The organism is Shewanella sp. W3-18-1, assembly GCF_000015185.1.
GTDB lineage: Bacteria > Pseudomonadota > Gammaproteobacteria > Enterobacterales > Shewanellaceae > Shewanella > Shewanella putrefaciens.
The window spans coordinates 3,768,097-3,792,175 of sequence record NC_008750.1; the positions used below are offsets into that span (position 1 = coordinate 3,768,097).

Annotated in this window: 21 protein-coding genes; 7 read left to right on the forward strand and 14 right to left on the reverse strand. The window is 44.3% G+C overall.

Going from position 1 to position 24,079, the window contains the following annotated elements; translation table 11 throughout:
* Positions 1-101: 101 nt before the first annotated feature.
* The 4 genes from fba to tkt form a co-directional block, all read right to left on the reverse strand.
* The gene (gene fba / locus SPUTW3181_RS17125) at positions 102-1,169 is read right to left on the reverse strand and encodes a class II fructose-bisphosphate aldolase (RefSeq protein WP_011790560.1); all 1,068 of its coding nucleotides are present in this window, start codon (positions 1,167-1,169) and stop codon (positions 102-104) included.
* Positions 1,170-1,382: 213 nt separating this feature from the next.
* Positions 1,383-2,558, reverse strand: a complete 1,176-nt coding sequence (locus SPUTW3181_RS17130) for a phosphoglycerate kinase (RefSeq protein WP_011790561.1) — start codon at positions 2,556-2,558, stop codon at positions 1,383-1,385.
* Between the two features lie 127 nt (positions 2,559-2,685).
* Positions 2,686-3,702 carry an erythrose-4-phosphate dehydrogenase gene (gene epd / locus SPUTW3181_RS17135; protein ID WP_011790562.1) on the reverse strand — a complete coding sequence of 339 codons (1,017 nt, stop codon included), beginning with the start codon at positions 3,700-3,702 and terminating at the stop codon, positions 2,686-2,688.
* A 116-nt stretch (positions 3,703-3,818) separates the two neighbouring features.
* Positions 3,819-5,813, reverse strand: coding sequence for a transketolase (gene tkt / locus SPUTW3181_RS17140; RefSeq protein WP_011790563.1), 1,995 nt, complete (start codon positions 5,811-5,813; stop codon positions 3,819-3,821).
* A gap of 478 nt (positions 5,814-6,291) precedes the next feature.
* On the opposite strand from tkt, the gene metK reads away from it, so the two are divergent.
* On the forward strand, positions 6,292-7,443 hold the full coding sequence (gene metK / locus SPUTW3181_RS17145; RefSeq protein WP_011790564.1) for a methionine adenosyltransferase: 1,152 nt from the start codon (positions 6,292-6,294) through the stop codon (positions 7,441-7,443).
* Positions 7,444-7,576: 133 nt separating this feature from the next.
* Positions 7,577-8,062: a hypothetical protein gene (locus SPUTW3181_RS17150; protein WP_011790565.1), complete on the forward strand. Its 486-nt coding sequence runs from the start codon at positions 7,577-7,579 to the stop codon at positions 8,060-8,062.
* A gap of 610 nt (positions 8,063-8,672) precedes the next feature.
* On the opposite strand, the gene SPUTW3181_RS17155 is transcribed toward SPUTW3181_RS17150, so the two are convergent.
* From SPUTW3181_RS17155 to SPUTW3181_RS17175, 4 genes are all read right to left on the reverse strand, one after another.
* The gene (locus SPUTW3181_RS17155) at positions 8,673-10,175 is read right to left on the reverse strand and encodes an IS66-like element ISShes9 family transposase (RefSeq protein ID WP_011790088.1); all 1,503 of its coding nucleotides are present in this window, start codon (positions 10,173-10,175) and stop codon (positions 8,673-8,675) included.
* An 80-nt stretch (positions 10,176-10,255) separates the two neighbouring features.
* Complete coding sequence (gene tnpB / locus SPUTW3181_RS17160; protein ID WP_011790089.1) at positions 10,256-10,606, reverse strand: IS66 family insertion sequence element accessory protein TnpB; 351 nt, start codon at positions 10,604-10,606, stop codon at positions 10,256-10,258.
* A complete protein-coding gene (locus tag SPUTW3181_RS17165) occupies positions 10,603-10,938 on the reverse strand; it encodes a hypothetical protein (RefSeq protein WP_014611559.1) in 336 nt (111 codons plus the stop codon). The genes tnpB and SPUTW3181_RS17165 overlap by 4 nt, the downstream gene beginning before the upstream one ends.
* Before the next feature lie 712 nt (positions 10,939-11,650).
* On the reverse strand, positions 11,651-12,241 hold the full coding sequence (locus SPUTW3181_RS17175; RefSeq protein ID WP_014609964.1) for a hypothetical protein: 591 nt from the start codon (positions 12,239-12,241) through the stop codon (positions 11,651-11,653).
* A 333-nt stretch (positions 12,242-12,574) separates the two neighbouring features.
* Here SPUTW3181_RS17175 and SPUTW3181_RS17180 point away from each other — a divergent pair, with 333 nt between their 5' ends.
* Positions 12,575-13,609 carry a transposase gene (locus SPUTW3181_RS17180; RefSeq protein WP_011790566.1) on the forward strand — a complete coding sequence of 345 codons (1,035 nt, stop codon included), beginning with the start codon at positions 12,575-12,577 and terminating at the stop codon, positions 13,607-13,609.
* Between the two features lie 154 nt (positions 13,610-13,763).
* Here the strand turns inward: SPUTW3181_RS17180 and SPUTW3181_RS17185 are convergent, their stop codons facing one another.
* The 3 genes from SPUTW3181_RS17185 to SPUTW3181_RS17195 all read right to left on the reverse strand — a co-directional run bounded on the left by SPUTW3181_RS17185 (position 13,764) and on the right by SPUTW3181_RS17195 (position 15,062).
* Positions 13,764-14,114 carry a hypothetical protein gene (locus SPUTW3181_RS17185; RefSeq protein ID WP_011790567.1) on the reverse strand — a complete coding sequence of 117 codons (351 nt, stop codon included), beginning with the start codon at positions 14,112-14,114 and terminating at the stop codon, positions 13,764-13,766.
* A 66-nt stretch (positions 14,115-14,180) separates the two neighbouring features.
* Positions 14,181-14,717, reverse strand: a complete 537-nt coding sequence (locus tag SPUTW3181_RS17190; RefSeq protein WP_041408457.1) for a GNAT family N-acetyltransferase — start codon at positions 14,715-14,717, stop codon at positions 14,181-14,183.
* Between the two features lie 120 nt (positions 14,718-14,837).
* Complete coding sequence (locus tag SPUTW3181_RS17195) at positions 14,838-15,062, reverse strand: hypothetical protein (protein WP_011790569.1); 225 nt, start codon at positions 15,060-15,062, stop codon at positions 14,838-14,840.
* 71 nt (positions 15,063-15,133) lie between these two features.
* On the opposite strand from SPUTW3181_RS17195, the gene SPUTW3181_RS17200 reads away from it, so the two are divergent.
* Positions 15,134-15,550 carry an META domain-containing protein gene (locus SPUTW3181_RS17200; protein WP_011790570.1) on the forward strand — a complete coding sequence of 139 codons (417 nt, stop codon included), beginning with the start codon at positions 15,134-15,136 and terminating at the stop codon, positions 15,548-15,550.
* A 99-nt stretch (positions 15,551-15,649) separates the two neighbouring features.
* Here the strand turns inward: SPUTW3181_RS17200 and SPUTW3181_RS17205 are convergent, their stop codons facing one another.
* Positions 15,650-16,981: a dicarboxylate/amino acid:cation symporter gene (locus tag SPUTW3181_RS17205; RefSeq protein WP_011790571.1), complete on the reverse strand. Its 1,332-nt coding sequence runs from the start codon at positions 16,979-16,981 to the stop codon at positions 15,650-15,652.
* A gap of 339 nt (positions 16,982-17,320) precedes the next feature.
* Between SPUTW3181_RS17205 and SPUTW3181_RS17210 the strand changes: the two genes are divergently transcribed.
* Positions 17,321-17,764 carry a GNAT family N-acetyltransferase gene (locus SPUTW3181_RS17210; RefSeq protein WP_011790572.1) on the forward strand — a complete coding sequence of 148 codons (444 nt, stop codon included), beginning with the start codon at positions 17,321-17,323 and terminating at the stop codon, positions 17,762-17,764.
* Between the two features lie 93 nt (positions 17,765-17,857).
* On the opposite strand, the gene SPUTW3181_RS17215 is transcribed toward SPUTW3181_RS17210, so the two are convergent.
* Both SPUTW3181_RS17215 and SPUTW3181_RS17220 read right to left on the reverse strand, forming a co-directional pair.
* Positions 17,858-19,153 carry an HAAAP family serine/threonine permease gene (locus SPUTW3181_RS17215; protein WP_011790573.1) on the reverse strand — a complete coding sequence of 432 codons (1,296 nt, stop codon included), beginning with the start codon at positions 19,151-19,153 and terminating at the stop codon, positions 17,858-17,860.
* Positions 19,154-19,619: 466 nt separating this feature from the next.
* Positions 19,620-22,184 carry an acylase gene (locus tag SPUTW3181_RS17220; protein WP_011790574.1) on the reverse strand — a complete coding sequence of 855 codons (2,565 nt, stop codon included), beginning with the start codon at positions 22,182-22,184 and terminating at the stop codon, positions 19,620-19,622.
* 258 nt (positions 22,185-22,442) lie between these two features.
* On the opposite strand from SPUTW3181_RS17220, the gene yjjX reads away from it, so the two are divergent.
* Together yjjX and SPUTW3181_RS21715 are read left to right on the forward strand one after the other, a co-directional pair.
* The gene (gene yjjX, locus SPUTW3181_RS17225) at positions 22,443-22,997 is read left to right on the forward strand and encodes an inosine/xanthosine triphosphatase (RefSeq protein WP_011790575.1); all 555 of its coding nucleotides are present in this window, start codon (positions 22,443-22,445) and stop codon (positions 22,995-22,997) included.
* 122 nt (positions 22,998-23,119) lie between these two features.
* Positions 23,120-24,079, forward strand: coding sequence for a bifunctional helix-turn-helix transcriptional regulator/GNAT family N-acetyltransferase (locus SPUTW3181_RS21715; protein WP_011790576.1), 960 nt, complete (start codon positions 23,120-23,122; stop codon positions 24,077-24,079).

The window sequence follows — 24,079 nt, forward strand, 5'->3', positions numbered from 1 at the left end:
ATGCGCGCAATACTAACATTTATGAGTAACAATTGAAAACCGACTCTATTTTGAACATAAAAAAACCCGCTTTTTAGCGGGTTTTTCATTAAGCCGAAAACTTACATATTGATCTTAGGATCTAACGCACCAGACTGATAAGCTTTGTACATTGCTTGTAAAGACAAAGGCTTAATCTTAGATGCCTGACCCGCACAACCAAAGGCTTCGTAGCGAATAGTACAAATATCCGCCATCGCTTCCATCGAGGCTTTTAAGAATTTACGAGGGTCGAACTCGCTTGGGTGTTCGGCCAAGTATTTACGTACCGCACCAGTAGACGCTAAACGCAGATCGGTATCGATGTTCACTTTACGCACACCGTGTTTGATACCTTCAACGATTTCTTCTAATGGCACGCCGTAGGTCTCAGGAATTTGACCACCGTATTGGTTGATGATCTGTAACCATTCTTGTGGCACAGAAGATGAACCGTGCATCACTAAGTGAGTATTAGGAATGCGGGCATGGATTTCTTTAATACGGTCGATACGCAGTACATCGCCTGTCGGTTTACGGCTGAACTTGTATGCACCGTGGCTAGTGCCAATCGCAATCGCCAGCGCGTCAACATGAGTATCAGCAACAAAGCGCGCCGCTTCTTCTGGGCTGGTCAGCAGTTGGTCGTGGCTTAACACGCCTTCTGCACCAACACCGTCTTCTTCACCGGCAGTACCGGTTTCTAAGCTGCCTAAACAACCGATTTCACCCTCTACAGACACACCACAGGCGTGGGCGAATGCAACGGTTCTGCGAGTCACATCAACGTTGTACTCATAAGACGCTGGGGTTTTACCGTCGGCCATTAATGAGCCGTCCATCATTACTGATGACATACCTAATTGGATAGAACGCTGACAGATATCAGGGTCAGTACCGTGGTCTTGGTGGATACAGACTGGGATATCAGGATACTGCTCAAGGGCCGCAGTCATCAGATATTTTAAGAACTGAGGACGGGCATATTTACGCGCACCCGCAGAGGCTTGCACAATAACAGGGCTGTCGGTAGCTTCTGCGGCCTGCATGATGGCGCGCATTTGCTCAAGGTTGTTTACGTTAAACGCTGGCACACCGTATCCATGTTCTGCCGCGTGATCGAGTAGTTGTCGTAGGGAAATTAACGCCATTTTTTTAACTCCAATAATAGGGTGACTGTCACATTAACGCTTGGTCACCGAGGTCGCTATCGTTTGGATGGATTTTTATGCTTAATCACTTAAGTCAGATTGTGGTATGACAAAAGAGAATAAGCGGTTTTTTATAATTCTTTTACTTTTATAGCCACTTAGTTAGCGGCTTATTGCGGCGTCTTATGCGCCGCATTGTTTAAAACCAATCTCTTAAGCGCCGCGTTTTTTCAGCATAGCTACAGCGGGTAATTCTTTACCTTCGAGGAACTCGAGGAAAGCGCCACCACCCGTAGAGATATAAGACACTTTATCGGCGATACCGTATTTATCGACCGCCGCTAAGGTGTCACCACCGCCAGCGATAGAGAAGGCTTTAGAATCCGCAATCGCTTGGGCGATACGCTTAGTACCTTCGCCAAATTGGTCGAATTCGAATACGCCAACAGGGCCGTTCCATACGATAGTACCAGCAGATTCAATGATTTTGGCTAAGGCTTCGGCACTGTCTGGGCCGATGTCGAAAATCATATCGCTATCGCTAACATCGCTCACCGATTTTAAGGTCGCCGTTGCCGTTGGGCTAAACTCACCCGCCACAACCACATCGGTTGGTACAGGAATATCGCCGCCGCGGCTTTGGGCGTTCGCCACTAAACGCTTAGCTTCGTCAATTAAATCGGCTTCGTATAAAGATTTACCGACATTGTGACCCGCCGCAGCGATAAAGGTGTTAGCAATACCACCGCCAACCACTAATTGATCCACAATGCCCGATAAGCTTTCTAATACGGTGAGCTTAGTTGACACTTTAGAGCCGCCAACGATCGCCACTAATGGACGCGCTGGATTATCTAACGCCTTACCTAAAGCATCTAACTCTTGGGCCAGTAATGGGCCAGCACAGGCGATAGGCGCGTATAAGCCAACACCGTTGGTTGACGCTTCTGCGCGGTGAGCTGTGCCGAAGGCATCCATCACATAAACGTCGCACAGGGCGGCCATTTTCTTAGATAGCGCTTCGTCGTTTTTCTTCTCGCCTTTATTAAAGCGCACGTTTTCAAACACAACCACTTCACCTACAGCGACTTCAACGCCGTCTAAATAGTCGGTCGCTAAACGGACGGTGCAAGACAGGGCTTTGGCCAAGTAATCGACCACAGGTTGCATTGAAAATTCGCTGTTGTATTCACCTTCGGTTGGACGACCTAAGTGCGACATCACCATTACCGCCGCACCTTTGGCAAGGGCTAACTCGATAGTGGGGAGAGAGGCTCTAAGGCGCGCATCACTGGTGACGACGCCATTGCTGACAGGCACATTGAGATCTTCACGGATAAGCACTCGCTTACCTTGGAGATCCAGATCTGACATATTGATAATTGCCATGGTAACGCTTCCTTTTATAATCAAAAAACAAACTGGTTTTTCATCAATCGGTTTGAGTAGATAGCAACTCGATATCCCGTCGAATTAACTACAAACTTCTTAACCCATTGGTATAAATTCTTATTTTTCAGCTTTGTTTAGCTGCAATCATCGCCAAACTCGTATCCAACATACGATTAGCAAAACCCCACTCGTTATCGCACCACAGCAACAGTTTAACTAACTGCCCAGCGCTTACCCGAGTTTGAGTGCCATCAACAATACTGGAGCGGGGATCATGGTTGAAATCACATGATACCAAAGGCTCATCAGTATAGCCTAGAATACCGTTAAATCGCCCATTGGCGGCCAATTCTAACACTTGGTTCACGCTGGCAATATCAACGGTTTTCGCTAAGGTGACAGACAAGTCGATCGCGGTTACGTTAATCGTTGGCACGCGCACCGAAATGGCCTCAAACTTGTCCTTCATATGTGGCAAAATCCGCTCAATACCGCGGGCAAGTTTAGTGTCAACGGGGATAATAGATTGGCCTGCAGCTCGGGTGCGACGTAAATCATCATGATAGGCATCAATCACTTGCTGATCGTTCATCGCCGAATGGATGGTGGTAATAGCACCGCTTTTCACCCCAAAGTGTTTATCGAGTACATCAATCACTGGCACGATACAGTTGGTAGTGCATGAGGCATTTGAGACAACGGTATGTTCGGCACGCAGTAAATCGTGGTTCACACCATAAACAATAGTGCCATCAACATCGGCTGACGATGGATGACTTATCAGCACTTGCTTAGCGCCAGCATGGATATGGGCTTCACAGCTTTGACGATCTAAGATTACGCCCGTGGCCTCATAGACGATATCAATATCCATCTCGCGCCAAGGGAGTTTTGCCGCATCAGGCTCGTGGAGGATTTTTATCGCATCGTCGCCAATCAACATATGATTATCAACAAGCTTCACTTTGTGTTGAAACCGACCATGGGTGGTATCGTATTGGGTAAGATGAATAATGGCTTCAGGCTTAGCCAATTCATTAATCGCGACAATCTGTATTTGCTGACGTTTTCCCGACTCATATAAAGCGCGAAGGATAGAGCGGCCGATACGGCCATAACCATTAATAGCGACTCGGATCATTGAGGTATCAGTTTCCTCTTAATACAAAAACGGCCTGCAAACGATTGCAGGCCGCATTATACAGATTAACAGTTCAAAAGTTTAACCTTTTGTATTTAATCTAATCCTTTGGCTGATTAACCTAGTGATTTTGCTGCATTCAGCACATTTTCAACGGTGAAACCGAAATGCTTCAGCAACACGTTGCCTGGCGCAGACTCACCGAAAGTGGTCATACCCACAACAGTGCCTTCGAAACCAACATACTTGTACCAGAAGTCAGTATGGGCTGCTTCAATGGCGACACGCTTAGTCACAGCACGGGGCAATACTGACTCTTTATAAGCCGCATCTTGCTTATCAAACTCAGTGTTTGATGGCATAGAAACTACGCGAACTTGTTTGCCTTGTTCAGTCAGAGCCGCTGCCGCTTCCATCGCCAATTGCACTTCACTACCGGTTGCGATCAGGATCAGTTCTGGTGTACCTGCACAGTCTTGCAGTACGTACGCACCTTTTGCCACATTGGCTAATTGCTCAGCACTGCGTACTTGAGCCTTCAGGTTTTGACGGCTGAAGATGAGTGATGTTGGTGCCGTACGACGTTCGATAGCCGCCTTCCACGCAACAGCGGTTTCAGCCGCATCACAGGGGCGCCATACCGCCATATTTGGCGTCATACGCAGGTTAGCTAATTGCTCAACGGGTTGGTGCGTTGGGCCGTCTTCACCTTGACCGATAGAGTCATGGGTGTAAACGAAGATGTTTTGAATGCCCATCAGTGCAGACATACGCACAGCATTACGCGCGTATTCCATAAACATCATGAAAGTCGCACCGTAGTTGATAAAGCCACCATGGAGTGACACGCCGTTCATAATGCCACTCATACCGAACTCGCGCACACCGTAGTACACATAGTTACCGGCTGGATCGTCTTGAATCCCTTTAGAACCTGACCATAAGGTCAAGTTAGAACCCGCTAAGTCGGCAGAGCCACCAAGCAGTTCAGGCAACATAGCACCAAAGGCACCGATGGCATTTTGTGACGCTTTACGGCTCGCAATACCTTCGGCTTTATCTTGGCATTCTTGGATAAATGCCTGTGCTTTAGCTTCGAAATCAGCAGGTAATTCGCCTTTCAGTACACGGCGCTCGTACTCTGTAGCCAGTTCTGGGTATGCTTTAGCGTAAGCAGCAAACTTGTCGTTCCACGCGGCTTCCCTTGCAGCACCCGCCTCTTTAGCATCCCAACCTGCGTAAACATCGGCAGGGATTTCGAATGGTGCATGTGGCCAACCTAAGAATTCACGAGCCGCGGCGATTTCAGCATCACCTAATGGTGCGCCATGACAATCGTGGCTGCCAGATTTGTTTGGCGAACCGAAACCGATAATGGTTTTGCAGCAGATCATGGTGGGCTTGTCGGTCACGGCTTTCGCCGCTTCAATAGCGGCACGAATCGCATCGCTATCATGGCCATCAACATTGGCAATCACATGCCAGCCGTAAGCTTCGAAACGTTTTGGCGTGTCATCGGTAAACCAGCCTTCAACATGGCCGTCGATAGAAATACCGTTGTCATCCCAAAATGCAATTAACTTACCTAAACCTAAAGTGCCAGCTAATGAACAAGCTTCGTGGGAAATACCTTCCATCAAGCAACCATCGCCAAGGAAGCAGTAAGTATAGTGATCAACAATCTCGTGGCCGTCGCGGTTAAACTGCGCCGCTAGTGTTCTTTCGGCAATCGCCATACCGACCGCATTACTAATGCCCGCGCCTAATGGACCCGTTGTGGTTTCAACACCTGGGGTATAACCATATTCAGGATGACCTGGGGTTTTTGAATGCAATTGACGGAATTGTTTCAGTTCTTCAATCGGTAGTTCATAACCCGTCAGGTGGAGTAAAGAGTAGATCAGCATAGAGCCGTGACCGTTAGAGAGGATAAAACGATCTCTATCTACCCATTTCGGATTGTTCGGATTGTGCTTAAGGAAATCATTCCACAGCACTTCAGCAATATCTGCCATGCCCATTGGGGCGCCGGGGTGGCCTGAGTTTGCTTTTTGAACTGCATCCATACTTAACGCACGGATTGCGTTGGCGAGTACTTTACGGGAAGACATGCTCTCTCCTGCTTAATTTGTGGGGTCTAGCGGGCAATTTGGATGCATATTTTCCCCTACATAAGAGGATGACGCAAACGAAAATTCATCACAATTTCACCTTCATCGCGTCAATCGTGCTTTATCAAGATAAAAAAGAGATTGAATATGAACTTTTATAGTCCAAACTTCGTAATTAAAATCGGCATACCAAGACACTCATAAAGTTTTTACTTAAGATTGCCTACGGGCCATCTTGGGCATTTTAATTAGATATACCAATGAAAAATAATGGTCCAAAGATATATTTAATGATTTATTTTCAAAAAGTTAATTAACAAAATCGCTTTTTAGTTTGGATTTTAAAGCTGGGATTTACCTCACTAAGTACACAAATATTTAGCTTTGGGGGTGTCATAGTGATGAATTTCCACTAAAATAGCCGTCTAGATGTAGATGCTTCTACACGTTTGAATGCTAACGACGAGATTTTCCTACTATGGCAAAGCACTTGTTTACTTCTGAGTCGGTCTCAGAAGGTCATCCCGATAAAATTGCAGATCAGATTTCTGATGCTGTGCTAGATGCAATTCTGGCCCAAGATCCTAAAGCACGCGTCGCGTGTGAAACCTACGTCAAAACTGGCATGGTATTAGTGGGTGGTGAAGTCACTACTTCTGCTTGGGTAGATATTGAAGAGTTGACCCGTAAAACGGTTCGCGAAATTGGTTATACCCATTCAGACATGGGGTTTGATGCCGATTCCTGCGCCGTATTAAACGCGATTGGTAAACAGTCTCCAGACATCAACCAAGGTGTTGATCGCGCCGATCCAAAAGAACAAGGTGCCGGCGACCAAGGCTTAATGTTTGGTTATGCCAGCAATGAAACCGAGATCCTGATGCCTGCACCTATCACTTATGCCCATGCACTAGTGAAGCGTCAATCAGAAGTACGTAAAAACGGCACTTTGCCATGGCTGCGCCCAGACGCGAAAAGCCAAGTCACCTTCGCCTACGAAAACAACAAGATTGTCGGTATCGATGCGATCGTGCTTTCAACCCAGCACAGCCCTGATATCGCCCAAGCAGATTTGATCGAAGGCGTGATGGAAAGCATCATCAAGCCCGTTCTGCCTGCCCAGTGGTTAAGCAAAGACACTAAATACTTTATCAACCCAACTGGCCGTTTCGTTATCGGCGGACCTATGGGTGACTGTGGTTTAACGGGTCGTAAGATCATCGTAGATACCTACGGCGGTATGGCGCGTCATGGCGGTGGTGCATTCTCTGGTAAAGACCCATCAAAAGTTGACCGTAGTGCCGCTTACGCTGCCCGTTATGTAGCAAAAAACATTGTTGCTGCAGGTCTGGCTGATCGCTGCGAATTGCAAGTGTCTTACGCTATCGGTGTGGCTGAGCCAACATCAATCAGTATCGAGACCTTCGGTACGGGTAAAGTGTCTGAAGAGGTGCTGATCAAATTAGTGCGTCAACACTTCGACCTACGCCCATATGGCCTGACTGAAATGCTAAATCTGGCTCGCCCAATTTATCAGGCAACTGCCGCTTACGGTCACTTTGGCCGCAACGAATTCCCATGGGAAGCAACAGATAAAGCCGAAGCACTGCGCGCTGACGCTGGCTTATAATCCCATATTAAGATGCATAAAAAACCGCTACCAAGCGGTTTTTTTATGCATGATGGGGTAGATTAATAATGCGAAGACAAATACAGCAAGATAAAAAGCAGCATATACACTAACCATTAGAGTCCACTGACCCATGAACGATAACGCCACCTTATTACAGCAACTTCAAACTTGTGCATGGGCAGCCAATGTAGGTCAGCCAGAGGAAACAGCAAAGACATACGGCACATTAGCGGACATTGCCGCTTTTATTGAATCCGATCCTGAAGCCTTTTTTGAAACACCTTACGAAATCCAATATGAAAGCCTGTGTGTAACAGATCATAACTTGGCTACTTCATTAAAAACAAAGGCAGTAGTAAATGACATGCATGCTTGGATTTCTGACAACGAAGTAGATGAAATATCTAAGTCAGCTTACCTCTCCACTTGGAAAATGATTCCCGTTGCAGAAGTATGCGCACTGACATCCGACGACGCAGATACGCTCGCTACACTACTCCGAGCTGACGTTAAACTTTCAGCCTTTACGAGTGAACGCCTATCTTGGTATCTCAGTGGAAGAATACCTTTTGGTTATATTGGTACTTACCCAAACGGGCAATGGCTCATTCTTTAGGCTGATACGCTAGTGTAAAGCTAGAAAGCGGGTGTCCCGTTTCATTTTTTTGAGGACTCTCATTCTAAGCCATTTTAGCCAAAGCAGATTGTAGGCAAACTGAAAGTGCATTATGTTGTTTTATAATGAGTGGCTGTTTATATGTTTATTAATCCATAGAAATTTTAATGAGAAACTGACGAGTTAGAGCAAAGGGTCTATCACGTTTATGTCCCAAAAGTGAGCTAGTGAATCAGACTTTCCTAGTCTGGTTCATAGGGTAACATCCAGTCATAGATATCAACTAATTACCCTTCAAACGGTATAAAAACCGCTACCGCAAAAAAGCAAATTCCTATAGCATCATTTATACCCATTTACATGGATGTGGCAGCGGCCATATTTGAGATTTAGTAAACAAGCGATTTATGCCTGCAAACAGCGCAGCGCATAAATACTAAGACGTTAGCTTTTTGTAGGGATAACAATGTCAACAACAGCATCATTAAAGTGTAAGTATTGTGAAAAATATAATGAAGTCGATGCGTGTTTTTTTGATGACTTTATGACCAGCAATAAAATTAATCTTTCATTTCATTGCGGAATATGGTAAGCGTCCGGGCAACTACACCTATCTTTTAAAATTCCATGGTAACAGGCTGTCTATATCCGGTGCTGGTTGGCACAGTTCATTAAGGCAAGCCATGATGTAATCAAATGGCACTAAGCCATTAACCTTTGCGGTTTCCACAATGCTGTAAAGCGTGGCACTGGCATGAGCCCCATTAGCTGTCTGACTGAATAACCAATTTTTTCGACCAATCACAAACGGTTTTACCGCTCGCTCTGCACGATTATTATCAATACTCAATCTGCCATCATCAACATAACGAATAAGTTTGTGCCATTGATTAGCCAGGTAATTAGCCGCCTCTATCAGTTTGGTATTACCCACTAAATTCGGTTGGTTTTGCTCAAGCCATGCTTTTAGCTTGTCCAGTATAGACACACTGACTGCTTGTCTTGTCGTGTATTTATCATCCGCACTTTTATCTTTAACGCGTGACTCAACGCCGTACAGTTTTTGGATAAGGCTCAATACCACATCCGCTTTGCCGGTTTTATTTTTACCTTGCAGCTTTTTGGCTTCAATAAATTTACGACGCGCATGCGCCCAGCAGCCAGTTAAGGTTGCCTGTGTTTTTTCATAAGCTTGATAACCATCTACGTGCAAGTACCCTTGATATCCATCAAGATAATTAACCACGCACGCGGCCGCGCGACTATTGTGAAAATCGTAAAGCACGATATTAGGGATAGGATTATTCGGGTCTGGTGAATCTCGACCTGAGCAATACACCCACATGTAGCTGTTCACTTTATCGGATTTCACCACCTTTAATGGCGTTTCATCGGCAAACAGCGTGGGCTGCTTTAACAGTTCGGCTTTAAGTCGCTCAACTAGTGGCGCGAAGAGTGCGGCGGATTTGTCTATCCAGCTGCTCATGGTCTGGCGACTGAGCTCAATACCGTATTGCTTGAACATCGCTTCCTGGCGATAAAGCGGTAACCCGTATTGGTATTTACTGGTGATAAGCTGACTGAGCAAACTGCTCGTCGCGATACCTTTATTAATCGGCATTGCAGGCATTGGTGCTTGTTTTATTGGCGTATTCGTCGAGGATTTATCACAGTGACGGCACGCGTATTTAGGCCGAATGTGCTCAATGACTTTTATTTGCGCTGGGATAAACTCAAGCTTTTCTGACTTATCTTCACCCATTTTATGTAGCTCACCGCCACAGCAATCACAGGTTTTATCTTCAATGTCGTGGATAACTTGCTCACGGGGTAAGTCTTTTGGCAGTGGCTTACGCACCGGTTTTTTGCGGGTATAGCTAATGGATTGTTGCTCAGCCTCAACGGCTTCAACAATCTCTTCTACTTCATTGAATAACTCGCCTTGCCCTACAAAGCCTTCAGCACTTTTGCCAAATTGTTTTTGTTGGGCCAGGCGCCAGCGTTCTTCTAGCGCAGCTATTTGCGCATCTTTTTGTAAAGATAATTGCCGCTCATTTTCGAGCAGTTTTTCCAGTTCAGCAATGCGCTGTTGAAGGGCGAGTACATTTTTCATGACGCCTATTTTAAGGCGTCACCAGCGGGTTTCCAGTGCTAAATGAACATCCTTTGATGATCATCAATCGATCGCAAATATTAAAGTAATTGCTTACCTGCTATATCAATTTTACTGTGGCCAATGACATCATAACCCGACAATAACCAGTGTAATTGTTGCTCGGTTAATGTCATGGTGGGTGACATGAGTTTGGGCCATTTGAACTTATGCTTATCTAATCGCTTATACCACAGCGCAAAGCCGGTATTATCCCAATAAAGCAATTTGAGTTTGTCACGGCCTTTATTACAAAAGACAAATAGCGCACCACTGAGCACTGGGAGTTCAAGCTCTGCTTCCACTAAGGCGGCTAACCCATTAATCGATTTTCGAAAATCGACCACATCGGCACATACATAAACGGTGGGCACATCAACAAACATCTTCATGCCATTAGCCCTTTAATAATGGCAACGATATCGGTCGTTGCTAAATCTGCAGGTAGGGTGAGTTGGCCGGTGCGGGTATCAAACTGCAGTGTATTTTGATGAGTGTGCTCGCAGACGTCAGTGGTGGTTTGTTTTAGTTGAATAAAGCGTGATGATGTAGCGCGCGTTGGTAAGGTTATTTTTTGCTGGTTCTCAGCCTGTAAAGCACGTTGTTTATAATAAGTGGTAATCGAGACATTATGATGTTGGCAGAATTCAACATTAGTGCCACTAAACGAGCCGCGTTGTTGAAGTAGCATCTGCCACTGAGTAGTTGTTCTGTATGTTTTCATCACCTGCTCCAAATTTATCATTGAGCAGGTATTTTCAAATAGGCAGATTAATGATGCGAGGTGTGGTTCGCTAGACGGTTACGGAATATGTGGTAAAGATAACATTTATAGCAATCTCACACAGTCAGAACTGGAAGAAATAATTAATCCTTCAAGTGAATTAGAAAGACAGGCGGAATTCTTAGGTATCTCTGCTGCAAAACTTAGTGCATATGTTTATCCTCCGGATGTAATGAAGGAGGCAGATTTAGATAGAAGAAAAATTCGTGGTTTATCTATAAAAGAGTACCTAAAATCATGCCGTCAGAGCTACCCAAAAAAGGAAGGGCAGAATTGGTGGCTCGTTTATCAATTAAAGACATTAGATGCTGTTGTGTTCTTTCGTAGAGATTTTAAGTCATATAGGCTTCTAGATGGGAAAGGTATATCTCTTGAATTTGGAAATATCATAGAATTAGGAGATTACGTACGTGAAAGAATCTAAAAACACTGTGGGGTCGGGCTGTCTAGGAGCTGTTCACCGTGGTTCTAGACAATTGCTATGATATTACTAAGTCATCAGCATCAAGTGGTCAATAATCTGTGGGTATTGACCAGTCCACCAAGAACCTTGCCCAATATGTGTCCCGCATCAATATGTGCCTACAAAGTTGAGGGATGGATATACAAACAAAATTATGCCGAGGATGTTTAATAACCTCCTCGGCATTTATTATTTAAGAGATAGTGGTTTAAAATCAAGAAGGGAACTATCAAACTCCACAGACAACAATTTATCTTTGAAAGCTTCGGATATTATTATATTAAATGCACCACCCCACTCATACAAACGAAAGGCGTCTAAGTTTTCAGGTATTTTGTCCTTATTGACAACTGGTTCAATAAAAAATCGCCCATGCTTTGATTCCCAAACTTCTGGAATGTAGCCCAGAGGCCAGCGTTCAATTCTAGAACATTCCCAATCAACGCAGTCAATGTAATTAAATACATGCATCAACACATACTTTAAATTGTTATGCCTATTTATAAATGGTATTAACTGGACACCACTGACATTAATATAGTCCGCAAAAAAGACATCCTCATTAAACGCCAATAACCTAGATCCAACCGAGACCACCGGAGGTGATTTACCTTCTTTTAATGCATTGAAATATAAAACACCTTTGAATCCAGATTGAATCGCAGATAGTTTCACATCACTTAATTCATTTCCTTCGCCATCTATAAAAAATGAACTAGGATTCATATAACCCATCCATTTTTTACTTTCCGAATTTATACCTAATTTATAGTAATTCATTATTTGTTAACCTTCGTCAATATGTCAGTGCCAGCAGTAGTATCATTAAACTAGGATCCTATCTCTAAGCACGGCGCCGTATAGAAGGGAAATATTTATTAGACTCCTTTGTACAGTTTCCCAGCGCTGTTATCAATGTCGCTTTATCCATAAATGACAAAACGAGCCCTGAATCACTCAAGTTTATAAAAAATAAGGTGATAACACTAGATTCTGAAGAGGAGGAACGAAAGCGAGGACAAACGAAAACGAGGACAGCCACATCTTTTTGTGTTTTTTAGCTTCTTTGACTAGGCTTTACATTATCTTGCTTTTGTCGTTTTGGAGTGTCTCATGACCTCAGCCAGAAGACAGTTAATTGATGCCAATGCGACGCCTTTCTATCATGTGATAAATCGCTGTGTTCGCAGGGCTTTTTTATGTGGTGAGGATAAACTCACTGGTCGAAGCTATGAGCATAGGCGTGGCTGGATTGTTGATAAAATCAAAGTATTGTCATCGATTTTTTGTATTGATATTTGCGCCTATGCGGTGATGAATAACCACTATCATTTAGTGCTTAAAATTAATGTTGAGAAAGCTAAATCCTTAAGTCAAAGGGAGATTATCAGTCGTTGGTGTCAAATCACTAAAGGCCATGCGGTTGCTACTAAGTATATGAATGGTGACGTCTTAATCGACGGTGAAGTCATGTTACTTGATGCATTGCTCGCTGAGTGGCATGAACGGCTAAGTAGTGTTAGCTGGTTTATGCGCTGCCTTAATGAAGAAATCGCCCGCAAAGCCAATCGTGAGGATGAGTGTAAAGGTGCCTTTTGGGAAGGGCGGTTTAAGTCGCAAGCACTGTTAGATGAGCAAGCACTGCTCGCCTGTATGATGTACGTGGATTTAAATCCAATCAGGGCGGGGGTTGCAGACTCTTTGCAATCCTCTGATTTTACATCGATTCAAGAAAGAATTAGCTTGCTAAACCTGCAACGTGACGCTTTTACCTCACTTAAAACACAGGTTAAATCCGTAAATAAACTGCCGCAAATTATTCACCAATCCCTCGCCAAATTTGATGGTCCAACACACCAGAGTCAGCAAACGGGCATTCCGTTTTATTTTGTCGATTATCTTGAGTTAATAGATTGGACGGGTCGAGCCATCCGCCTTGATAAAAAAGGTTATATCGATAATCAACGGCCAAAACTCCTTCATGAGTTAGGGATTGCCTCCGATGCATGGCTCACTTCTGCCAAAGAGTTTCGTCGTCAATACAGTGGTATAAGTGGTCGATGGGATAGCATGTGCGAATTCAAAAAGCAGCACAACAGTGGTAAATGGTGTAAAGGTAAAGCCTCTAGCCAAGCTTTGCACCCTTAAACGGGTAAGCTTCTCCATGCTGACTGTTCACGCTCTGCATTACTTTTGTTTAGTCTGAACAAAAGTAAACATGCAAATTCCTAAATTACTATTGTCCCATACCGAGTTCGTGATAACTAAAGGCTCTAAAATCAGAGTATTAATATTAAACCACTTAGCAATGGTCGAAATGGGCATTTTGCATGCAAAGTAAGCCAATTTGATCTTGGGATAACAGTGCGCACTCTACGTTATTTTTTACCTTTACTCGCTCAAAATCATCGGCCGTAACATTTTCTATTGTTACAGAATAAGCATTGGTTCGGCCGCAATTGAGCCAAATATCCCCAATTTGAACCCAATAATAGCGCGATAGATCCGAGTCAGCAGCAAACTCGACTTCAAATCCCCTTGCCTCACACTTATTAAGAGCACACTCAGATAGGATCAATCGCAAATTATCCCAAGCCGATAAATAGACTTCGGCATAGGCGGTTAGGAGTGACTCAACAAATGGATCGTTCACGTATTGCTCTCCTGAATATTCGTCAATAAAGACACTGTTCTCAATTGCGATAATCCGCTATCTGACTTATGTCTTCACCAACATTAAATAGTAGTCCCTTGCTGATACCGTGAAAAAGTCCACAACTTGCATGTTCGCTTTTCCCGAGTGAGCGGCAAATGAACGCTCATTCTCCTCAGCAATAAAGGTCAACATATAACTAAAATGCGGTGAAACAACGGAGCGAATGGCGTTAACTAGGGCCTCAAAAACCCCTGTCCCACGATAGGTTTGATGCACCCAAATAGGTCCATATTGGCAGCTATTATTTTTTGTCAGCTTTGGGCCATCCCAACTTAGCTGAGGCAGACGATTTAATAGCGAGCGATAGATCGGCCAAGCCTCGAAAAACGTCCACCGTCCTGCGATAACATAACCGATAATGGTTGAATCAACCTCGGCAACCATAACCCAGTGATGATTCACTAATTCACTGAGTTCATTACGAGAAAAGGCTTGCCCCTCAAGGCCAATATTTGCTGACGTTAACTCATCATTGAGATACCGTTTCTCAAGCACCACTAATAAATCAATATCTTGCGCTGTCGCTAATCGTATTATCACGGCTATATTCATATATAAAATCGATTTCAAGGGCATGATTATACATTAGCTAAAGGGCAACCCAACCCTGTTGCTCCTCAAGATAAGCACAATTCCATGCGCTCCATCCGTTCATCAACGTCACTTTTCTTCCTGTTGTTTCGCCCATTGAATAAAAAGCACTACCGGATAAGGTGACATCAATACTAATCCTAAACCAATAAGACTTGAGATGAATAACATTCCGCTGATGTCGAGACTCCATTGCGTCAACATATAGACCCCAACTCCACAAACTAACATCAATACGCCTAACCAATGTAAAAACTTCAATAAATTCAGAGTACTTTTAACCGTATCTCTCATAGAAACCTCTTTCGATTTTGAGCTAAACTTGTCACACTATGGGCATAATCATGGGAAAAGGAACAGAAACGATGTTAAAACAAACATTCATAGTAAGTGCATTACTACTCGGATTGACGGCTTGCCAAGGCACCGACCTCACAAAGAATAATTCGACTCCATTAGAGGGAAGCTGGCACATTGAAGCCATTCAAGGCAAACCCGTTATCGATTACAGCCCTGCACACATCACCTTTGAAGCTGAAGGTAAACTCCATGGTAATAACAGCTGCAACAACTTTTTTGGCCAATATATCCAGCAAGACCAAGAACTTAAATTAACACCAGCGGGGAGCACAATGAAAGCCTGCGTTGATGCTCTGATGCAGCAAGAGCATAAGGTCATGCAGGCTATGCCACTTGTAGCAAAAGCCACATTAGTCGAAGGGCGTCTGACCTTGCTCAGCAGCGATGACAAGCCTGTGCTTATTCTAAGCAAAATGAAATAACCCTAAGGTCATTGCCATAAAAAAACCGCCCTCGGCGGTTTTTTTATCTATCTCCAAGCAGTGTAAACATCCTCGTTTCAGCTTGTTTGGGGATAATGGTTACGCTTTAGCATTCTTCGCAGCGGCGTTTTCAATGGCGGCATTTTGTTCTGCTAAGACTGCACTTTGCACCATATCAGCATTGTAATGCGCTTCATCAAGCTCATCTTCTGATTTAGCGATAATAGTCGTTGCCACTAAGTCGCCAGAGACGTTTACAACGGTACGAGCCATATCCAAAATACGGTCAATCCCCGCGATTAACGCTACCCCTTCCAGTGGAAGACCCACTGTTGATAGCACTAAGGTCAACATCACTAATCCAGCCCCAGGTACACCAGCAGTACCAATAGAAGCCAACGTCGCCGTTAAAATAATGGTGAGATAATCTACCCAAGTTAAATCGATACCAAAGGCCTGTGCCACAAATAATGCTGTCACACCTTGGTATAACGCTGTGCCATCCATATTTATCGTGGTGCCAAGCGGTAATACAAAGCTCGAAATCTTTTTATTAACCCCTAAATACTCACTGGCACATTTCATGCTCGCAGGTAAGGTGCCAGCAGAGCTTGATGTTGTAAAAGCCACTGCCATGGCATTGCTAATGCCCTTGAAGAAATGCAATGGATTTAATTTAGCGAACACGCGCAATACTATGCTGTAAAAGCCTAATACATGAATAATACAGCCGAGGTAAACCGCAATAATCACTTTAATAAGTGGCCACAGCATGTCGATACCATACTCACCGGCCACCCAAGCCATTAAGCCAAACACCCCATATGGCGCAAGTTTCATCACCATATCAGTGAGCTTGTACATCGCCTCGGCTAAGCTCTCAAACACTTTAATCGCCGGTTTACCATGATCACCAATCAGCACCAGTGCAATCCCTAGGGCGACAGCAAATACAATCACTTGTAAGATTTGTCCACTGGCTAATGCGGCAATAGGATTGGTCGGTACAATATCGATCAAGGTCTGCATAACCGAAGGGACTTCCTTTGCGGTATGCACAACATCATGCTGCAAAGGCGGTACACCTGCGCCGGGTTGGATAACATAACCCACCAAAAGCCCCAAACTAATGGCAATAGCGGTAGTACAGAGATAAAACGCAAAGGATTTAAAGCCGATACGTCCCATTTTGGCGGTGTCTTCCATCGACGTCACGCCGACAATTAAAGAGCAGAACACTAAAGGTACAATCAACATCTTGATTGTATTCACAAACAACGTACCGATAGGCTTTAAGAAAACCGCCTGCTCACCTAACACCACCCCAACAGTGATACCTAGCACCATACCAATAAAAATTTGCAGCCATAGTGGCACTGACATCCAACGCGACCAAGCACGGCCTAACGCTGACGACCTTTGTTTTGACATGTTTTTAACCTTGATGTTGAAATGATGATATGGCAAAGCCTTATCCATGGCAGGTGCTAACTTAACTCACTAAATTAGCGAACCGCTGAGTCTAGCATAATGAATAAAAATCTAAGGATGATCTATATCACGTTGAGGCCAATCGCTATAAAATCCAACTAATTTTCATATCCACAGTAAAATGATGTGTTACAGGTTCAATGCCGTTTTTCTGTTGCTATCTCGCTCATTTGACTCCACTGCTCCATGCTGAGATACATTTCGTGCTAAAGTAAGCCACACAAATATCCCTTATAAAACAAGAGCGGCCTTGCCAGGCAACCGCCTAGGAGTTGTTGTATGTTAATTCGTAAAGCTAAAGCGCAGGATCTCACGGCCTTAGTTCAATTTAATCAAGCGATGGCCCAAGAGACTGAAGGCTTAGTGTTAGATGAAACCACACTAACTAAAGGTGTCAGTACGCTACTCAATGCACCTGAAAAAGGTTTTTACCTTGTCGCAGAAATAAAGGGAGAGATTGCAGGCTCGCTAATGGTGACATTTGAATGGAGTGATTGGCGTGCTAAGGATTATTACTGGATCCAAAGTGTGTATATTCGTCCACAAAATCGCCGACAAGGTATTTATGGCAAACTCTATAACGAGGTAAAGAACCTCGCCCAAGCCAATGGCGGTGCCGCAAGTTTTAGGCTTTATGTCGAACAGGAAAATACGGCTGCACAACAAACCTACAAGGCACTAGGGATGAAGCAGAGCTACTATTTGATGTACGAAGAAAAGTAAGCCAAATAAAAAGGATCATGTCATTGACAGGATCCTTTTACTTTTTATATATCGGGGTTTAGATCTAAACCCAGTTCCATTCAGGATTAATCCTTAGCGGAAGAAACCAAACAAAATCGCTGTCATCGCCAGTACACCAGCAATCACCACAAAGATATTGCTGATACGGCCACGGTAAGCCTTAAGTGCGGGCACTTTATACACGGCATACATAGGCATTAAATACAAAATCGCCGCAATGATAGGCCCACCCAAGGCTTCAATCATATCCAAAATACTGGGGTTTTTGATTGCAACGCCCCAAATCGTCACAAACATAAACACCAAAATAAAGGTGTTGATCTTTTGCTCTGAAATACTTTTATTGCTCGAACGTAACTGTTTAACGATGATCCCTTTCATACCTTCTGTTGCACCCATATAGTGCCCAAAGAAGGACGATACAATCGCAATAAAGGCGATAAATGGACCAAAGTAGCTTACAAAACCACTGTTATGTACGTTTGCAAGGTAAGACAGAATCGGCAGGTTTTGCGCTTTTGCATCGGCGAGTTGCTCCGGTGATAGAGACAACACACAGGAGAACACAAATAACATCACAAAACCGACTAACATCATGGACGTATTGCGTAAAATCACATCGGCTTTACGTGCGGCATTAACACCATGGTCACGTTTAAGGGATACCGAAAACTGTGAAATAGCAGGTGAATGGTTAAAGGCAAATACCAACACAGGGATCGTTAACCAAACCGTGCCTAAAAAGGCTCCCGCTTCAGGCACAACCTGCAGTGCATCCATTTTCCATTCAGGAATTAAATAAATCGACATAAATGCCAAAATCCCCACCAATGGATAAACCAGTAACTGAGTGACCTTGAGCATAAACTTCTCACCCGCCACCATAACCGCCATCATACCGAAGATCAAAACTCCGGAAAGTAAGAAACGCGGTGGTGAAGCCATACCAAGTTGGTTCACAATAAAGCTATCAACTGTGTTAGTGATCCCCACTCCATAAATTAAAACAATGGGATAAATTGCGAAGAAATACAGCACGGTAATCGCTTTACCTGCACCCACACCAAAATGCTCCTCAACCACTTGAGTCACATCACTGCCAGGAATGCTCGATGAACATACAAAACGAGAGAGTCCACGGTGAGCTAAGTAGGTCATAGGGCCGATAATGGCAGCCATAAGCACTAATGGCCAAAAACCGCCCATACCCGCATTAATAGGTAAAAACAAAATTCCAGCACCGACTGCGGTACCAAATAAACTCAGCATCCAAGTGGTGTCTTGGCGCGTCCAAGATAAACGTCTTGTTGAATCGTGTTCCTGCGTGTTTTGGGGTGTACCAAGAACACTCGTCGCATCTTTTTGCATATAAAGGTTACCTTACGGTGTGGCTAGCATAAAAAATTCGCCGTAAGGATATCTAAAAAAACCTTCTAAAAGTTGATCTGACACCATTAAAAGTAAGGGAATTTCAGATTAACGTGATATTGGGATCTGGATCTATTAAATGATGTAATTAGTTTTCAAAATAGCTTCAAAAAAGTCACAAATTAACAGCATGAATACACAATGCATTCACCATGAGCCCGAGATTGCGACAAACCCGATCTGTAGACAAAAACAGCAAACCCATCAATATTCACAATAATAACAAAAACAAGATCATCATCAGCAAATGACAAGCATAAGCTGAGCAGGATCACACTCCTGTTTGTTAATTTTTAACAACTTATTGCATGCGTTGATGCTTCAAAATAGCGTTGCTCGCGGGATAAAAATGGCTCACCTATTATGTGAGCCATTGGGTGAGCCATTTGAGCAACGACTACATCAGTCAGTTTGGTTTTTGCAGTGTTAATTCCATGGTCGATACTACAGCAGGCGCGATATCAGCCTCTTTAAATAACAAAGGACGGAAACTTTTTGTACTTGAGTACAACACACTTTGATCAGCAAATTCAGGCGTTAAAATATTGCTAGACTCAGAGTAAGTCAGTATTCCACGCGCAACCGGACCTTCATCAGTGAAACTCACCGCCATCATCCAACTCGAACCATAACGGATTTGATATCCCTTCGCCGTTAACCCTGAACCTAAGGCTTTGCCTGTCACCACATCCATCACTGGCGCGTATTTATGCTGCGGGATCAAAGTATCATCGCCAGACAGACTGGTCGAAAACACGTTAAAGCCACCTTCGGCATTATGGCTGCCCGGCCAAGGTAAGCGCGCTCCACTAGGCGTGCCATCGGGTAGCGATTTTTCAACAAACTGAACATCACCTAGTTGTGCATCGAGCGTAAAACCTGCCGCCTCTAAGTTAAGTGATGCGCGAGCTAATGCAACTAAAGCACTGCCGTCGGTCGCTAAAGTGTTTGGCGTGGTCGCTGCATTAGCGGGATCAAATCCCTTCGTCAGCATCGTTGTTTGATTAAATAAATGGGCAAACTCACGCAGCAAAGCACCACCTTTACTGTCGTTATCTTGCTTACCGTTCCACGCCTTTAATGCCGCGCAAGCAGACGTAATATCTTTAGATAGACTTGCTGATACCACAACTGGCGTACTGCCTTGAGCATCACATTGCGCAATTAAGTCTGGCAGCACTAACTCAGCTAAATAACTGCGATTAGACAACACCGCCGCCTCAAGCTCTTCCAAGCTAAACTTACCGTCAGCCCCCGCAGCGTCCTGCATTAAACGAAGCCCCATACGAGTGCGTAACGACAACTGTCCAGCCTCTGCGCCATACATAGGTGAAAAGTAAGTCAATGGCTCATTCAGGTTAGTTGACCAAAATGAGTCATTGGAGTTTTGCACAAAGTCGCTGCGCTCGAGCTTTGGTGCACGCTCATAGGGCGTTGGACCATCAAAACTAAACAGCGAAGTATTGCCGGGTAAAATCGTAAATCCGGCCTGCGCCTTGGCCGCTTTAATATCGGGCGAGGTTTTAAGTAACACTACGGCCGATTCAGATAATCCCGGGACTGTTGAGTCATCAATATAGAAGGCATTTCCTTCTTTATCGGCGTACATAGTGTTGTTGAAAATGACCCCATCGTAATCTTTAAAGGCCTGTTGGAATTCTTGCTTATTCGTCGCTCGGTTCATCGCAAGCCAATGATCAACGGGATCCATTGTGCCCATATTGGCATCTTGGATCATAAAGGCACTGCCATCATTCCAGCCAAAAGGGGCTAATGCGGGCGGCGCTTCAACCATGGGGCCTTTTGCTGTGGTATAAATATCCTTCTCAGCCACTAGCATGCCTGCAGGACCTGCATTAACGAGAATCGAGACTGTCTCTTTGTTGATGGGCATAGGTTTACCATCAAACAAATACTGCATGCGATCACCCGAGACTAGCTCTAAGTTATACATTACAAAATGTTCAGCGGTAGAGAAGGTATGGGTCCAAGCTAAATCTTTGTTAAACCCGATATTAATCGGGCCTGGCATACCGACTAACGAACCGCCCATCATATCGATATGCCCGGGGATAGTGATATGTGACTGCCAAAAACGTAGATTACCCGTATGCGGGAAATGCGGATTCCCCAGTACCATACCTTTACCATTTTCGGTTTTGTCTTTACCTAAACCCCACCCGTTTGAACCTAAATCGCGGGGATTCGTCTCTGGCGTTGTAATACGTGCAACGCGGGCAAGTAACCTAGACTGCATATCAGCAACAAAGGCCATTTGGTCTTGGCTTGGTGCTGGCCCAACAATACGTGGCATATATTCCTCTGCATCCCCCGGATTGGCGTAGAAAATCAAATCAAGAAAGTTAGCTGCGCCGGGTAATAAAGCAATTGAAAATAGATACGTCACCACATCTTCTGGCACTATGGGTTTCACCCAAGGTTGACCGTTACAAAAAGGTTCTGCCGTCTGCTTACCCGCGTCAACATCAACAAGATACTGGTTATAGCCCGCGGTAAAACCTTGGATCAACGCCCGCGAGTTTTCACTAAAATTAGGCCACTTAGCCTCGGCTTGCTCCCTTATTTTTAGCGCTTTATAGGCAAAGTCAGAGATTAAGTTGCCGTTATCTTCTGACGTGGGTAAGCCCGTCGAAAAATCAAGTGACGCATGTGGGCCAAAGTACATAGAACGCTGCGAGTTAGCCTTGATAAAACCATCGGCTAATACGCACAGATTATCCTGTGCCTGCGCATAACCACTACCAAAACCAAGGCTTTCTAAGTTATCAGCTTGGATATGTGGCACGCCGTAGGTCGTACGGCGAATATTGGCTTTAAGTAGACCGTTAGGGGCGAAGGTTTGAAGCTGGCTTTCTGGTACTGGTGCAGTACTATCTTCGTTGTCGTTACAACCTGTGAGCATAATGCCGCAGGCTATACCCATAGCAATGGCGAGTTTGTTGAATTTCATTATTATTATCTCTTAATGTTGATTCCTTCAAGGACATAGCATTACTGCATATTTCAGTCTACGTGCTGAAGGCGCAATAATCATATGTCGCGTCCTGATATCTAAACTCGGCTATTTCGCCCCCCATTCACCCGCATTTTTTACTGAGCTTCTCTGGCGAATATGGCAAAATAGAAAACCCGAGGCTTAAACACCTTTATCCATTTAAGCAATGATCCAAACGAGCGTCCACATCAAAAACCCAAACAAGCAACTTATATGCAACAAAATATTATCAAGATAAAAATAGGTTCGAAAAATCCTGTAAAAATCAATGCGGCTGCGAAAGCCATGGCAACGCTCTTTCCAGATGCTCAAATTGATGCGCAAGGTATGGATGCCCCTTCTGGTGTTGCAGATCAGCCCATGACGGATCTTGAAACCCGCCAAGGTGCCATTAATCGTGTACGCTATTGTCAACAACAAAGCCAGATACAACAGACTGAAGTAGATTACTATTTTGCAATGGAAGGCGGCGTGGATTGCTTTGAGTTTGGCCCAGCCACATTCGCCTATATTGTCATTGGTCATCAAGATCAGCTTGCCATTGGTCGCAGTGCCATTCTGCCTCTGCCAATGCAGGTTTATCGAGCATTAGAAGCCGGTGAAGAACTCGGCGTGGTGATGGATAGGTTGTTTAATACAGTCAATATCAAGCAAAAAGGTGGCGCCATAGGTTTACTCACCCACGGTCATGCTACCCGTGAAAGCAATTATACGCAGGCCATTATTCTTGCAATGGCACAGTTCTTAAACCCCGCCATCTATGTATAAAATTCTTATTGATATATTGCAATAAACGGTAAGCCTCACTAAATTGGTTGTGACTTACAACCAAAATGAACTGACATAGTCTGACTTTATGTCACTCCTATGACTCAAACTGTGGTTTTACTATGGCGAATCTACAACACGAATCCACGCAATCGCGACTAGCACCTTGCGGCTCATCCAGCCAGCTTAGGCATTTATCTCGTTATATGGTGCGACATTTAGGCATGCTCAATGCGGCCTGTGGTGACTTGCCCCTCTCCCCTGTCCAAGCCCATGCCTTACTTGAAATAGGCAACCAACCGCAAACGATTAAGGATCTCGCCAGCAAACTCAGCATAGATAAATCCAATGCGAGTCGAGCAATTAAACACTTAGTTGATAAAAATCTTGCCCAGAGCCAAATTCATCCACGTGATAACCGTTGCTTAGTAGTACAACTCACACCCGCGGGGAAAAAGTTACTCTTTAAACTTGATACTCAGCAAAATCAATTATTTCAAGAGATCTTAGCCCAACTAACTCCGGCACAAACCCAACAAATAGAACAAGCCCTTATGCTATATAATCAAGCGATATGTCACGCCAAACAGCAAAGTGATTGCCTTATCCGCCAAGCCACGGCACAAGATGATGCAGCGATTGCACACGTGATCCGCAATGTTTCGGCAGAATACGGCTTAACCGCAGATAAAGGGTATAGCGTGGCTGATCCCACCTTAGATTGTTTAAGTGAAATCTACTCACAAACGGGCGCCAATTATTGGGTGGTAGAGCAAAATGGCCGCGTTGTAGGTGGTGTTGGCATTGCCCCATTAGCCAATAATGCCAGCATTTGTGAACTGCAAAAAATGTACTTTATGCCCGAAATTCGCGGAAAAGGCTTAGCTAAGCGTATGGCGCTTATGGCGCTCGATTTTGCCCGCGAAACGGGTTATCAAAGCTGCTATTTAGAAACCACCGCCAGCTTAAAAGAAGCGGTAAAACTCTACGAAAAATTAGGCTTTAGCCATTTATCAGCACCACTAGGTGACACTGGCCACGACGCCTGCGAAATGCCGATGCTGTTAGATCTTAATAAATAG